General features: G+C 61.9%; 12 protein-coding genes. 8 read left to right on the top strand and 4 right to left on the bottom strand.

Features of this window, described 5'->3' with window-relative positions; all coding sequences use genetic code 11:
• The first annotated feature begins 16 nt into the window (after positions 1–16).
• Together ACI512_RS20205 and ACI512_RS20200 are read left to right on the top strand one after the other, a co-directional pair.
• Positions 17–1,759 carry an acyl-CoA dehydrogenase gene (locus ACI512_RS20205; RefSeq protein ID WP_236380042.1) on the top strand — a complete coding sequence of 581 codons (1,743 nt, stop codon included), beginning with the start codon at positions 17–19 and terminating at the stop codon, positions 1,757–1,759.
• Between the two features lie 67 nt (positions 1,760–1,826).
• On the top strand, positions 1,827–2,540 hold the full coding sequence (locus tag ACI512_RS20200; protein ID WP_236380040.1) for a GntR family transcriptional regulator: 714 nt from the start codon (positions 1,827–1,829) through the stop codon (positions 2,538–2,540).
• Between the two features lie 6 nt (positions 2,541–2,546).
• On the opposite strand, the gene ACI512_RS20195 is transcribed toward ACI512_RS20200, so the two are convergent.
• The 3 genes from ACI512_RS20195 to ACI512_RS20185 form a co-directional block, all read right to left on the bottom strand.
• Positions 2,547–3,497 (bottom strand): PDR/VanB family oxidoreductase, encoded by a 951-nt coding sequence (locus tag ACI512_RS20195; protein WP_236380038.1) that lies wholly within the window; start codon positions 3,495–3,497, stop codon positions 2,547–2,549.
• Between the two features lie 29 nt (positions 3,498–3,526).
• A complete protein-coding gene (locus tag ACI512_RS20190) occupies positions 3,527–4,588 on the bottom strand; it encodes an aromatic ring-hydroxylating dioxygenase subunit alpha (protein WP_012724455.1) in 1,062 nt (353 codons plus the stop codon).
• Positions 4,589–4,725: 137 nt separating this feature from the next.
• Complete coding sequence (locus ACI512_RS20185; protein ID WP_231809816.1) at positions 4,726–6,213, bottom strand: aldehyde dehydrogenase family protein; 1,488 nt, start codon at positions 6,211–6,213, stop codon at positions 4,726–4,728.
• A gap of 262 nt (positions 6,214–6,475) precedes the next feature.
• On the opposite strand from ACI512_RS20185, the gene ACI512_RS20180 reads away from it, so the two are divergent.
• Complete coding sequence (locus tag ACI512_RS20180; RefSeq protein WP_012724452.1) at positions 6,476–7,645, top strand: p-hydroxyphenylacetate 3-hydroxylase oxygenase component; 1,170 nt, start codon at positions 6,476–6,478, stop codon at positions 7,643–7,645.
• A gap of 56 nt (positions 7,646–7,701) precedes the next feature.
• Complete coding sequence (locus ACI512_RS20175) at positions 7,702–8,631, top strand: p-hydroxyphenylacetate 3-hydroxylase reductase component (RefSeq protein WP_231830710.1); 930 nt, start codon at positions 7,702–7,704, stop codon at positions 8,629–8,631.
• Between the two features lie 64 nt (positions 8,632–8,695).
• Here ACI512_RS20175 and ACI512_RS20170 read toward each other — a convergent pair whose 3' ends face one another.
• On the bottom strand, positions 8,696–10,024 hold the full coding sequence (locus ACI512_RS20170) for a hypothetical protein (RefSeq protein WP_405121286.1): 1,329 nt from the start codon (positions 10,022–10,024) through the stop codon (positions 8,696–8,698).
• A gap of 302 nt (positions 10,025–10,326) precedes the next feature.
• Between ACI512_RS20170 and ACI512_RS20165 the strand changes: the two genes are divergently transcribed.
• The 4 genes from ACI512_RS20165 (at position 10,327) to ACI512_RS20150 (ending at position 14,069) form a co-directional block, all read left to right on the top strand.
• The gene (locus tag ACI512_RS20165; RefSeq protein ID WP_064053526.1) at positions 10,327–11,826 is read left to right on the top strand and encodes an APC family permease; all 1,500 of its coding nucleotides are present in this window, start codon (positions 10,327–10,329) and stop codon (positions 11,824–11,826) included.
• Complete coding sequence (locus ACI512_RS20160) at positions 11,771–12,391, top strand: DUF3156 family protein (RefSeq protein WP_236383827.1); 621 nt, start codon at positions 11,771–11,773, stop codon at positions 12,389–12,391. Before ACI512_RS20165 ends, ACI512_RS20160 begins: the two co-directional genes overlap by 56 nt.
• Positions 12,392–12,507: 116 nt before the next feature.
• Positions 12,508–13,470, top strand: a complete 963-nt coding sequence (gene feaR, locus ACI512_RS20155) for a transcriptional regulator FeaR (RefSeq protein WP_236383828.1) — start codon at positions 12,508–12,510, stop codon at positions 13,468–13,470.
• 14 nt (positions 13,471–13,484) lie between these two features.
• Positions 13,485–14,069: a TetR/AcrR family transcriptional regulator gene (locus tag ACI512_RS20150; RefSeq protein ID WP_236383829.1), complete on the top strand. Its 585-nt coding sequence runs from the start codon at positions 13,485–13,487 to the stop codon at positions 14,067–14,069.
• The last annotated feature ends 314 nt before the right edge of the window (positions 14,070–14,383 follow it).

Here is a 14,383-nt window from a genome sequence, read left to right as displayed (position 1 = left end):
TCGATGAGGTGTGCCGATGTGGAGCTATGAGGCGCCTTTGCGCGATATGCAGTTTGTGCTTGAGCACTGGTTGCAGGCACCCGACACGTGGCGCCGCAGCCCGGCGTTCGAGGCCCTGGACCTGCCGCTCGCGCTCCAGGTGCTGGAAGAGGCGGCGCGCTTCAGTCAAGGCGTGCTGGCGCCGTTGAACAGTCAGGGTGATCGCCAGGGCTGCCGGTGGCAGGCGGGCCAGGTCAGCACCCCGGACGGCTTCGTCGAGGCCTATCGCGCCTATGTCGAGGGTGGCTGGCCGGCGCTGGCGTGCGACGAGGCGGCGGGCGGGCAGGGCTTGCCGCAACTGCTCGATGCGGCGCTGCAAGAGATGCTCTACGCCAGCAATCACGCCTGGGCCATGTACACCGGCATCGCCCACGGCGCGTACCTGTGCCTCAAGGCCCACGCCGCCCCCTGGCTGCAGGCGCGCTATTTGCCCGAGATTGTCAGCGGCCAGGCCTTGCCCACCATGTGCCTGACCGAACCCCAGGCCGGCAGCGACGTCGGCTTGCTGCGCTGCCGCGCCGAGCCTCAGGCGGATGGCAGCTATCGCCTGAGCGGCAGCAAAATATTTATCTCCGGTGGCGAGCACGACCTCACGGCCAACATCCTGCACCTGGTGCTCGCGCGCGTGCCCGATGCACCGCCGGGCAGCCGTGGCATTTCACTGTTCCTGGTGCCCAAGCAGCTGGACGATGGCCAGCCCAATGGCGTGCGGTGTGACGGCATTGAACACAAGATGGGCATCAAGGGCAGCGCTACGTGCTCCCTGGTGTTCGAGGCCGCCCAAGGCTGGCTGATCGGCGAGCCCAATCGCGGCCTGGCGGCGATGTTCGTGATGATGAATTCGGCGCGCCTGCATGTCGGCCTGCAAGGCTTGGGGCATGTCGAGGCGGCTTGGCAGAACGCCCGCCAGTACGCCGCCGAACGCTTGCAGATGCGTGCGCCGTCAAGGCCGGAAGAGGTGGTCGCCCAGGCGGCTGACCCGATCCGTTACCACCCGGCCATGCGCCGCGTGTTGCTGGAGCTGCGCACCACCAGCGAGGGCATGCGCGCCATCGGCTATTGGGCGGCACACCTGCTGGATCAGGCCGAGCATGACCAGGACTCGTCGGCCGCGCAGTTGGCGCCGTTGCTGACGCCCATCATCAAGGCGTTTTTCACCGAACAGGGTTTTCGGCAGGCCAGCCATGCGCTGCAGGTGTTCGGCGGTTACGGCTACGTCACCGAGTTCGCCATCGAGCAAACCCTGCGCGACAGCCGTATCGCGATGATCTACGAGGGCAGTAATGAGATCCAGGCCAATGACCTGTTGCTGCGCAAGGTGCTGGGCGATGAGGGCCGCGCCTTCGGCCTGCTGCTGGACGCGTTTCGCGCCGAGGCCGGGCAGGGCGGACAGTCTGTCGAATGCGCAGGCTTCTGCGGTGCGTTGGGTAGCCTATGCGACGCGTTGGCTCGTGTGGTGAGCGCCATACGTGAACGCGCGCACGAGGACAGTGAATACCCCTATCGGGCGGCGCCGGATTTCCTCCAGCTTTGTGGCGTCGCGTTGCTGGCCTTTGCCTGGGCGCGGGCCGCGCGGGTCTCCAGGGCACTGCCCGACGATGATCCCTTGCGTGCCGCCAAGCTGCAAAGCGCCGGGTTCTTTTTCGATTACCTGCCGTCGCGGGTGGCGCAGCACCTGGGCGCCATAGACGGCGCACGGGCAGCGCTGGCGTTCATCTGACGCGGCTAGGTGCTTGCGGTACTACTTGCGGTACCATGGCGGCTCACGTTTTCTGGAAGTTGCCTGGATGAGTAAACCCGGTCAATTGGTGCTGGTTGCACTGCGCAAGATGATTGCCAGCGGAGAGTTGGCGGCGGGCGAGCGGCTGATGGAGATTCCCACGGCGCAGTTGTTCGGCGTGTCGCGCATGCCCGTGCGCATGGCGTTCCGTACCCTCGAGCAGGAAGGGCTGCTGGTGCCATTCGGCGGGCGCGGCTATCAGGTGCGCTCGGTCAGCCCCAGCGACATTGCCGGCGCGGTCGAAGTGCGTGGTGTGCTCGAGGGCTTGGCGGCGCGTCAAACTGCCGAGCGGGGGTTGTCCGACGAGGCGCGCAGGGTGCTTGAACGCTGCCTGGTGGAGGGCGATCAACTGTTCGAAAAAGGTTACGTGACCGAGGATGACCTTGAGGTTTATCACGACCTGAACATGCGCTTTCATCAAGTCATCGTCGAAGGCAGCCACAACCCGGCGATCGCCGATGCGCTGGCACGCAATGATCATTTGCCGTTCGCCTCGGTGACCGCGTTGGCGGTGGATCGCGACGACATGGCCCGTGAATACCGGCGCTTCAACTATGCCCACATGCAACACCATTCGGTGTTCGACGCCCTGGTCAATCGCCAGGGCGCTCGGGCCGAAGCCATCATGCGCGAGCACGCCAATGCGACGTTGCGCTATGCCGAGATCTTCAGCTCGGCCACCGCCGATGCGCGCATGAAGGTCATCTTGCCCAGCACATGACGGGGCTCAGATATCGAGCACCAACAGCGGGGTTTTCGAGCGCGAGCAGCAGGGGGTGAACTGGTCATTGAGGGCCTGCTCCTGCTCGGTCATGAACAGGTCGCGGTGTTCCGGTATGCCCTCCAGCACACGGGTCAGGCAGGTGCCGCAAATCCCCTGTTCGCAGGACACGGCAATCTCAATGCCATGGCTTTCCAGGACCTGGACCACGGTCTTGTCGGCGGGGATTTCAAAGACCTGGCCACTGCTGCCCAGCTTCACCGAAAAGCCGCCGTCGAGGCTGCTGTCCACCGGTGTCGCGCTAAAGTATTCGCGGTGCAGACAGTCTTCCTGCCAGCCCTGTGCGCGTGCGCTGTCGAGCACATGCTGCATGAACCCGCCAGGGCCGCAGACATACAGGTGCACGTCGTCGGCCGGGGTCGCCAGCACCTCGGCGGCGTTCAGGGCGGTGTGGGGCTGCTCATCGAAATGCAGGAACACCCGCTCGGCAAACGGCGACGCCTTGAGCCGCTGCACAAACGCCGCACGCTCACTGGAGCGGGCGCAGTAATGCAGTTCGAAGTCGGCACCCGCGTGGGCCAGGCGTTCGGCCATGCACAGGATCGGGGTGATGCCGATGCCGCCGGCAAACAGCAGGCTGCGCCGGGCGTCGTGGACCAAGGGAAATAGGTTGCGTGGTTCGCTGATGGTCAGGTGTGCGCCCTCGTGAACCTGCTCGTGCAAGCTGCGCGAGCCACCCCGGGAGGCCGGGTCCTTGAGCACGCCGATCAGGTAGCGATGACGTTCTTCGGGGTGATTGCACAGGGAATATTGCCGGATCACCCCATCGGGCAGGTGCACGTCAATGTGCGCACCAGCACTGAAGGTCGGCAGCGGCTGGCCATCGACACTGGCCAGTTCATAGCTGCAAATGTCCTGGGCTTCGGTGTTACGGGATACCACCACCACATCGATCATGTTCAGTCCTCGCAGAGTTGTCGCGTTGTTCAGGCGGTGGTGGTCGTGATCAGTTGCGGCTCGAGGGCGCGTTCCTTGGCAATCAGTCGCTCCAGGATCTTGCGCGACTGCACACCGCCCGCATCGATATTCAGCTTGAGCAGGGTGCGTTCCGGGTGAGCCAGCAGGTTCTGTTGCTGGCGCTCGAGCATCTCCAGGTCTTCGCTGAAAATCTTGCCCTGGCCTTCTCGAATGCTGGCGGTCAGTGCCTCATCCTGCGGGTTGAAGTTGCGCGCCATGCCCCAGAAGTACCAGATGGAGGTATCGGTTTGCGGGGTGATGAAGTCGACTACGATGCTCGCAGCCTTGTGTTCGGGAGCGGCGTTGTAGCCACCCTTGCCGGCGTGGGCCACGCCGACTTCGATCAGCACATGGCTGGGCGGGGTGAAGCGGCAAATCTGCCAGCGGTCCACCGGCACGTCATCGGCAAGGTTGTTGCCGCGTAAAGCCATGCGCCAGAACGGCGGAGCCATGATGTTTTCCATGTGCCGTGCGGTGACGACTTCATCGCCTTGCACCGTGGTGACGGGCGGCGCTTCGTCGATTTCCTTCTGGCCGATGCTGGAAGCATGCACGTAGGTTTCGTGGGTCAGGTCCATCAGGTTGTCGATCATCAGGCGGTAATCGCACTGGATATCAAACAGCCCGCCGCCATAGGCCCACTCATCGCTCACGGCCCATTCCAAGTGGTGGATCAATGCCGGGTCGGCCTGGCTCTGATCGCCGGGCCACACCCAGATGAAGCCGTAACGCTCAACCACGGCAAAGGTCTTGTTGCAGGGAAAACCACGCACCCGCTGACCGGGCATTTCCACCGTCTTGCCGTCGCCGCCCATGACCAGGCCGTGATAGCCGCAGACCAGGTTGCCGTTGTCGACATAGCCCAGCGAGAGCGGCGCGCCACGATGGGGGCAGAAGTCCTCCACAGCCACGACGGCGCCTTCCTGGCCACGATAAAACACCATTTTTTCACCGCAGATCTGTCGACCCAAGGGCTTTTGCGCGATTTCATCGGGGGTGCAGGCGACATACCACGTGTTCTTGGGGTACATGACGACTCTCCAGGCAATGGATTATTTTTATTTAATGGATCCATTAAATGGCCGGCCTTGTGGAGAGTCAATCTTATGTGCGTGTTTTATTGGGCGATTATCGAACATTCATCCGTCAATGGATCCAATATCAGGGCTCAATAGCGAATCATCACCGACTTCAGCTCGGTGTAATCGTCAATGAATGCGCTGCCGAACTCGCGGCCGATGCCCGAGGATTTGTTGCCGCCAAACGGCACCGCCGGGTCCAGCATCGTGTGCATGTTCACCCACACCGTGCCGGCTTCGATGGCGGGCACCATGCGCAGGGCCTTGCCCAGGTCGTTGGTCCAGAGGCTGGCGCTCAAGCCGTAGGGCGTGTTGTTCATCAACGCCAGCAGTTCGTCTTCAGTGTCGTAGGGGAAGAAGGTTGCAATGGGGCCGAATGTTTCTTCGTTCAGCAAGGTGTCGTTGACGCTGTTGGCGAGGATGATCGTCGGCTCGACGTAGCAACCCGGACGGTCGATCAGGTGGCCACCGTGAATGATGGTGTTGTTTTCGGCGCGGGCCTTGGCGAAGAACTCGCCGAGTTTGAGTTGATGCTGGCGGTGAGTGACCGGGCCGAATTCGGTGCGCTCATCCAGGGGCGAGCCAATATTCAGCGCGCTCAAGCGCTGCGCCAGTTTGGCCATGACCGCGTCGATCTGCGAGCGATGCACGAAGAACCGTTCGGCCGCCGCGCAGATTTGCCCGGAGTGCAGAAAGCCCGCTTCGATGATGCCGCTGACAGCCTTATCCAGCGCCACATCGCGCAGGAACCCGGCCGAGTTTTTCCCGCCCAACTCAAGGGTGGCCCGCGTCAGACCGGCGCCCATGGCACTCTGGCCCACCGCAACCCCGGTCGGCACGGAGCCGGTAAACGACACTTTGTCGGTGCCAGGGTGTTCGATCAGGCCTTTGCCTACCGAGCCGCCCCCGGTCAAGACGTTCAGCGCCCCGGCGGGAAGACCGGCTTCAATCGCCAGTTCGGCAATGCGCAGGATGGTCAGCGGTGTAAATTCGCTGGGTTTGATGATGATGCTGCAACCGGTCACCAGCGCCGAGGCGAGTTTCCAGATGGCAATCATGGTCGAGAAATTCCACGGCACGATGCCGACCACCACCCCGACGGGCTCGCGCAGGGTGAAAGCGGTATAGCGCTCACCGGCGAAGGAGGGCAGTGACGGGGTGATGGTCTGGCCGCTGATCTTGGTGGCCCAGCCGGCGTAGTAACGCAGGAAGTGCGCGGCCTGGTCGACTTCGAAGGCTCGGGCAATCTGGATGATCTTGCCCGATTGGCAGGTTTCGATCTGTGCCAGTTCTTCGCGATGCTGCTCCAGCAGGTCGGCGAGTTTGAACAGCACGGTGCCACGCGTGGCCGGAGCTGCTTGTGACCACAGCTTGAAGCCGCGCCGCGCCGAGGCCACGGCCGCATCGATATCGACCGGGTCGGCGTCGGCGACTTGGGCGATGACCTGGCCGGTCGCCGGGTTGATCACCTCTACTGTCTGGCTGGAATGACTCTGGACGTAGCCGCCGTCGATGAACAGCGCATGGTGTCGACTGAGGAAGGCTTCAACGTGGGGCAGCAGTGGAATATCGCTCATTGGGGTTTCCTGGTGGCAGACATTGCAAAGCCCGAGGTTAATCCCAGTGACTGCACCGGGCTTGACTGTGGCTGCCGAGCGACATGTCTGTGGCTGCCAGCGCCTGCGGTCGGCTGACCACGTTAAGGCTATGAAAAGTACAATCTTGACTCTGGAAGGTGCATGTTCCGCCAGCCAGGCTCGCACCATACTGGCCCTGCATCCGGCGCCACTTCTCGATTTCACCAGTGGCCTGGACATCCAATAATAAGCAGGGCCATCCATGAAAAAGCCAAACCCGCTCCTCGAAGACCTCACGTCCATCTTGCCGACCATTGCGGCCAACGCGTTCATGGCCGAGCAGGACCGCAAGGTGCCTGCCGAAAATATCGCACTGCTCAAAAGCATCGGGCTGCACCGCGCCTTTCAACCCAAAGCGTTCGGCGGCATGGAGTTGTCATTGCCACAGTTTGCCGACTGCATCGCCTTGCTCGCTGGGGCCTGCGCCAGCACCGCCTGGGCCATGAGCCTGCTGTGTACCCACAGCCATCAATTGGCGCTGTTCTCGGCCCAGTTGCAGCAGGAGGTCTGGGGCACCGACCCGAATGCCACGGCCAGTAGCAGCATTGCGCCGTTCGGGCGCACCGAGGAAGTCGACGGCGGGGTGTTGTTCAGCGGCGAAATGGGCTGGAGCAGCGGCTGCGATCACGCTGAGTGGGCGATCGTGGGGTTTCGCCGCAACAATGCCCAGGGCACCCAGGATTACTGCTTCGCGGTGCTGCCGCGCAGCGATTATCAGATACGCGATGACTGGTTTGCGGCAGGCATGAAAGGCAGCGGCACCAAGACGTTGATCATCGACAAGGCCCGGGTGCCCGAACACCGCATCCAGAAGGCCAAGGACATGATGGAAGGCAAGTCCGCAGGCTTTGGTTTGTACCCCGACAGCAAGATTTTCTACTCGCCCTACCGGCCTTATTTTGCCAGTGGTTTTTCCACGGTCAGCCTGGGGGTTGCCGAGCGGATGCTCGAGGTGTTCCGCGAAAAAACCAAGACCCGCGTGCGTGCCTACACCGGTGCCGCCGTCGGTGCCGCCACCCCGGCGTTGATGCGCCTGGCCGAGTCGACTCACCAGGTCGCCGCCGCGCGTGCCTTTCTCGAAAAAACCTGGAACGAACACGCCGAACACAGTGAGCAGCAGCGTTATCCCAGCCGCGAAACCCTGGCGTTCTGGCGCACCAACCAGGCTTACGCCACCAAGATGTGCATCCAGGCGGTGGACCGCCTGTTCGAAGCCGCCGGCGGCAATGCCTGGTTCGAACACAACGAAATGCAACGCCTGTTCCGCGATTCGCACATGACCGGCGCCCATGCCTACACCGACTACGACGTGTGCGCGCAGATCCTCGGCCGCGAGCTGATGGGCCTGGAACCCGACCCGAGCATGATCTGAACCGGCTTTTGATAACAACCATCAGGGCTGCGCCTGACGCAGTCCGGGAGTCTTGCATGTCTGAATCGACCTTTGACCCACGCGCCTTTCGCCGGGCCCTGGGCAACTTTGCCACGGGCGTGACCGTGGTGACTGCCGCAGATGCCTCTGGCCGCAAGGTGGGCGTCACCGCCAACAGTTTCAACTCGGTGTCCCTGGACCCACCGCTGGTGTTGTGGAGTATCGACAAACGTTCGAGCAGCCACGGCGTGTTCGAGCAGGCCAGCCATTTTGCGGTCAACGTGCTGGCCGCTGACCAGATCGACCTCTCGAACAATTTTGCCCGGCCCAAGGACGACCGTTTCGCCGAGATCGAGTACCAGTCGGGGCAGGGCGGGGCGCCGGTGTTCGCCGATTGCTCGGCGCGGTTTCACTGCGAGAAATACCAGCAGGTGGACGGCGGCGACCATTGGATCATGATCGGCAAGGTCGTGGCCTTCGATGATTTCGGCCGTGCGCCGCTGCTTTATCATCAGGGCGCTTATTCGATGGTCCTGCCCCATACCCGCATGACCCAGCGCGACGAAGGGCAACCGCCCAGCAGTCATTTTCAGGGGCGCTTGAGTCACAACCTGTATTACCTGATGACCCAGGCGGTACGCGCCTACCAGTCCAGCTATCAGCCCCGGCAATTGTCCACCGGCCTGCGCACCAACGAGGCGCGGATGCTGATGGTGCTGGAGAACGACGCACGGCTGAGTGCCAGTGAATTGTTGCGGGAAGTGGCGATGCCGGTGCGGGAAATCGAGGACGCCGTGGCCAACCTCAAGCGCAAAGGGCTGGTGGCCGACGACGACGGTGTCTATTTGACGTCGGCCGGTATCGAACAGACCGAAGACCTCTGGGCCATCGCCCGTGAGCAACAGGAGAAAGTATTCGCCGAGTTCAGCCAGGACCAGATCGAAACCTTCAAGACGGTATTGAAGCAACTGATCAGCCACTGCTGACCACCAGGAAGATGAACCCCGAACCTGTGGCGAGGGAGCTGCACCGCGCAGCTCCTGAAGCCCTTCAGAAAGGCACGGCCACGGTCAGTTGGCTATAGAGGTTGGTGCCATTGCCGCCCACCTGGTTACCCCCGGTGTCGGCATCTTTCTTGGGTTGATAAATGCCCACCAGCGGGCTGATGATCAGGTGGCTGTTGACTGCCCACTCGGCGTACAGGTCCAGCTCACGGGCATCCAGGTTCAATGCATCGTTTTTGCGCAAGGTAGTGAAGTCGAAGTACAACGCGCCGACCGTCAGGTTCTTCAGCGGTGTCGCCTTGAGACCGACGTGATGCACACCGGTGTTGCTGTTGAACGGGCCGGCATAATTGGAGGCCACTTCGCCCTGGAACCACGTGCCGTAACCGGTGCTGAGTCCGGTGAACAGCGGGTCCCATTTTTGTGAGTAGCGTGTGTAGCGGTAGGTCAACTTCGGCGCCCATCCGACATCGGCGAAGGTGTAGCCGGCTTCGGCGTACCAGGCTTTTTGCGGCCCTGCATCCTTGTCTTGCCAGGCGTATTCGAAAGCGAAGCTGGCGTTGTCGATGCCCGCGCTGCCTTCGCCGCGCAGGCTGTAAGTGTTCAGGCCCTCGCGCTGTTTCTGGAAATCGCTGGCCCACTGGTCGGTGACGCTTATGCCATGAACCCAGGTCAACCCCAGCGTACCGGCGGCACCCGTGTAGTCGAGGGTGCCCGCCGCCAGCTCGGTTTCAGCCTGGGCACGGTTATCCGACTTGAGCCACAGCACCGAGCCGTGCAGCCCCTCTTGCCCACCCAGGCGCAACACGGCGGTGCGGTCGAACGCGTGACGTGCCGCGAGGTAGTAGGCGCCACCGCGATTCAACGCACCGTCCGCCGGGCCGTTGCCCAGATTGGGGCCGTCGTCGTTGATCAGGAACCCTCGTCCGATCTTGACCACTTGGCGGCCGAGGGAAAAGTCCACACCGTCCTTGCCCAGCGCCGGAAACAGGTCAGCCGAGCGCCACCCCAGGTAGGCGTCTTCGATTTTGGTCGTGCGCTCGCTGCCATCGGTGTTGCCCGCCGCGTCGCCGTCGCCCCAGGTGCCGGAGCTGACCCAACTGAGCGCGCCGTACGCGGTGCCGTTACCGGCCAGGCCCTGATCGCCGCTCAACCCATACTTGATGAACCCTTCGCGCCAGGTCGAGCCGCCCGGCGTGCCATCGTAGTTGTGACGGCTGTTGAACATCCCGTATACGGCCAGGAAGTCCGCGTTCAGGTGTGTGTGATCGTCGGCATACAGCGCATAGGCCTGTGCCGAAGAGTGGCCGACCAACAGTGCGATACCCAGGCCGACGGCCTTGGACAACCTGCGTGTTTTTTGTGTGTGCTCCATTGTTACGTTCCCCAGCGTGGTTGGACAGCCAATAGGTCGAGGACGCATTAAGATGATCCGCAGCGGGGTAAGTCTTTCACCTGCGTGCCACGTAATTGATCCTGCCCGCCAAGCCATAGGCCTTGGCAGGCAGCTGCAAAAGCGACGGCAGACATGGGCAAGACGATCAGCGCGTGTGAGGCGCACAGTGATTTTGCGCACGATGCCGTTTCGATCAGGGACTGGCTGGGGAGGGCTTTATCGCCGGCTCCTTGTACGGCTCGATGCATCCACTCAGAAATCCGCTTTCGAGGATCCGTACCATGTCGATCAATGACCGGCTCACACAGCATTTGAAACGGGGCAGCGTCGGGTTTCCGACCGCGCTGGCCAGCACCATCGGCCTGATCATGGCCAGCCCGGTGATTCTCACCGCGACCATGGGCTTCGGCATCGGCGGCAGCGCGTTCGCGGTGGCCATGCTGATCGCGGTGGTGATGATGCTGGCCCAGGCGACCACCTTTGCCGAAGCCGCCTCAATCCTGCCGACCACCGGCTCGGTCTACGACTACATCAACTGCGGCATGGGCCGTTTCTTTGCAATTACCGGCACCTTGTCGGCGTACCTGATCGTGCATGTGTTTGCCGGGACGGCGGAGACGATTCTGTCCGGGGTCATGGCCCTGGTGAACTTCGAGCACCTCAACACCCTGGCGGAGTCTGCCGGCGGTTCGTGGTTGCTGGGGGTGGGGTTTGTGGTGGTGTTCGGCATTCTGAATGCCTTTGGCGTCAGCGCCTTTGGCAGGGCCGAGATCATCCTGACCTTCGGCATGTGGACCACGCTGATGGTGTTTGGCGTGATGGGCCTGATCGCGGCGCCGGCGGTGCAGCTCGAGGGTTGGTTCGGCGTGTCGCTGGTGGGCACCGACCTGATCACCATTCTGTCGCTGGTGGGCATGGCGATGTTCATGTTCGTCGGCTGCGAGTTCGTCACGCCGCTGGCGCCGGACCTGCGCAATTCGGCCAAGGTGATGCCCAAGGCGATGATTTTCGGCTTGTTGAGCGTGGCCACCTGCATGTTTATCTACGGCGCCGCGATGAAGCGCCAGGTGGAAAACGTACTGCTGGATGCCGCCAGCGGCGTGCACTTGTTGGACACGCCCATGGCGATTCCACGCTTTGCCGAGCAGGTCATGGGGGATATTGGCCCGTTGTGGCTGGGCCTTGGCTTTCTGTTCGCCGGCGCCGCCACCATCAACACGCTGATGGCGGGCGTGCCACGGATTCTCTACGGCATGGCGGTGGATGGCGCGCTGCCCAAGGTGTTCACTTACTTGCATCCGCGCTTCAAGACGCCGCTGTTGTGCATCCTGGTGGCGATGCTGATTCCGTGCCTGTATGCGCTGTGGCTGGGCGGCAACACCGACAACATCATGCACCTGGTGCTGGCCGCTGTGTGTGCGTGGAGTTTTTCCTACCTGCTGGTGACGCTGTCGGTGGTTATCCTGCGTATTCGTCGTCCTGACCTGCCACGGGCTTATCGGTCGCCGTGGTTCCCGTTGCCGCAGATTCTTTCCAGCGTCGGCATCTTGCTGGGCATGTGGTTCATCACCCCGCCGGGCATGAACCCGGCGGATATTTATGTGCCTTTCGGGGTAATGCTCGGGATCACGGCGGCCTACGCGTTGTTCTGGACATTGGTGGTGCAGAAGGTCAATCCATTCAAGCCCGCTTCGGTCGAAGAAGTGCTGGCCAAGGAGTTTTCCCATGAGCCTGGTAACGTTCACAACGCTTATCTCGAGCAGGCTGCAAAAGCTGTCTGAGCTGTTCAGTGCCCAACGGGCGCCGGCCGGTTACCGGCCGGGGGTCACGCTTGAATATGTTAGGCGTAACCTCGGGCTGGCGAGTTTCGCCTCGACCGGGCCTGCCCGTGCCGCGTTTCGCTTGGACGATACCGGCCTGCAGGTGGACGTTGCCGAACGCACCGAATCGCAACTGCTGATGCACCTGGTCATGACCGAATTCATGCTCACGGTGCCCGCCACAGAGCAGGGCAGTGCACGCTTTGAGCTGCACCACCGCGGGTCGATTCGACGCACGGGGCTGGCGTGTCGGCAACGCTCGGGAGAGCCGGCTCTACTCGCCAGGCTCGAGGCAGCTTTGAACGACGACCTCAGCCTGCATCAAGCGCTGATGGGGCTCGACTTCAAGCGCCTGCACATCGCGTTGAGCGGGCATCAATGGCAGGTGCGGCTGGAACACATCGGCGGCAGCGAGGTGGTCAACCGCATGCCGGCGTTTCGTCGCTACATTCCGTTGAGTGACGCTCAACGGGCAGGGTTGTTGACTGTTTTGGCGGGCTTGCAGCGGGTATTGGACGCCCTCTGATCGGGATACTTGGCATCATTAGTGCTTCCACAGTCGCTATCACGGACTTGTTGCGCCCATATAGATAACATGTTAACTATTGGCCAACAAAAACAAGAAGCCATTGTGGAGATGCCATGAGCACTTATCAGTCTGCGCACTATGGGTTGGAAACCTGGACTCGGGACCTGCGGGCGGCCTGCGGCCATTTCGACACGGAACTGGCCTTCAACCGTTCGCTGTTCATCGGTGAAGTGTCCAAGCACTCCCGGGGCGGCCTGTCACTGGCCAACCTGCGGACCAATGCGGGGCTGATCAAGCGCGAGCGACCCAACGCCGATCACGATATGGACCAACATTGTTTCCTCGTCAGTCAGCGCAGCGGCTATTGCCAGATCACCCAGAACGACCAGGTCATCCAGTTGGCCCCCGGCGATATGTTGCTGATGGACTCCACGGGCTCGATCGAGATCAGCCCGTTTGGCCTTATCGAACATGCGTCCCTGTCACTCTCACGCCATGAAGTGTGCAAGCAACTGGGTGGTGCACCGAAAACCTTCGGCAAGATCTCTTCGAGCAAGGCCTGTGGGCGCATGCTCCATGTGTTGATGGACCAACTGTGCCGAGAAGGCCTGGAGGGGCAGGACTCGATTGAAGAGGCCGAGGCACTGCAAGCAGCGTTTGTCTCCTTGCTCGGGTCAGCCTTTGAATTGCACGACGCGCCGGGCGACTGCGCGGCGTCGTTGCAGGGCAGTAACCTGCGCAGCTACGTACAGAAAGTCATCGATGAATCGCTGACCCAGCCCGGCTTGAGCCCGGTGGGCCTGGCCAATCGCTTGAACATCTCGGTGCGGCATTTGTACCGTTTGTTTGAAGAGCAGGACGACAGCGTCTGCCGCTACATCCAGCGTGCTCGGCTCAAACGCAGCGCGGATGATCTGACCAACCCCTTCCTCAAGCGTGAGTCGATCACCTCGATCGCCTACAAATGGGGCTTCACCGATTCCGCGCACTTCAGCCGCTCGTTCAAGAAGCAATTTGACCTGTCGCCCAAGGACTTTCGGTCTACGCACCTGCAGCAAACGGTCGGGGCGGCGTAGGTTCGCATCGATCAATGAAACCGCTCACCCTGTCGGCCCATAACATTTGTACCGTGGCGGTCGAACACTTTGCCGACCACGGCTACGACGCCTCCTCGCTGAGCGCAATCGCAGAGAGGGCCGGCATGCGCAAGGCGTCGCTGTATGCGCACTTTGTCAGCAAGGATGCGCTGTTTCAGAAGGTCTTCGAGATGGCCTTGGCCCATGAGCACTCGTACATCGCGCAATGCTTCAAGGAGGAAGCCGGACACACCGGCCTGCCGGGGCAGTTGCACCTTGAACGGTTGAGCGGGCGTTATGAAGGGTCGGCGCACCTGCGATTCCTGTTGCGCACGGCGTACTTTCCGCCGGCGGACATTCGCGGCGTCATCACCGCAGGATTCGAGGGTTACCTGGCGCGCATTCGCGATGACTTTCAGCGTGCAGCGCAAGGTCGGTACAGCACGGTGCAACCCGAGGCGCTTGAGGTGTTTTGCGACGCCTACCTGGGTATCGTCGACAGCCTGCATGTGGAGCTGATCTACTCAACGCCCCAGGGTTACGTCAAACGGCTTGCGGCCTTGTCGCGGGTGTTCAGTGATTCACTGTCGATGCTCTAATGGGTGACCGCTCTTAAGCGGATACACCCCGATCAAAATGTGGGAGGGAGCTTGCTCCCGTTGGGCCGCGAAGCGGCCCCAGCTCTTTGTTTCAAAAGACTGGGACTGCTGCGCAGTCCAACGGGAGCAAGCTCCCTCGCCACAGGTACAGTGTTTGCCCTTAACTGACTGGCATTAGGGCAAGCCCCCTCCCACAGTTGATCCGGTTTACAGCCCGCCATCCACCAGACGGGTCCGCCGGGTGATGCAGACCATTACTGTCGATGCTTGAAAGGGCCGAGCGCTATTCAACTGATACACCGCGATCAACAGGT

The organism is Pseudomonas petroselini (genome assembly GCF_045037875.1).
Classification (GTDB): Bacteria; Pseudomonadota; Gammaproteobacteria; order Pseudomonadales; family Pseudomonadaceae; genus Aquipseudomonas; species Aquipseudomonas petroselini.
Note: the sequence above shows the minus strand (reverse complement) of the source record. Positions and strands in the feature narration are given on the sequence as shown.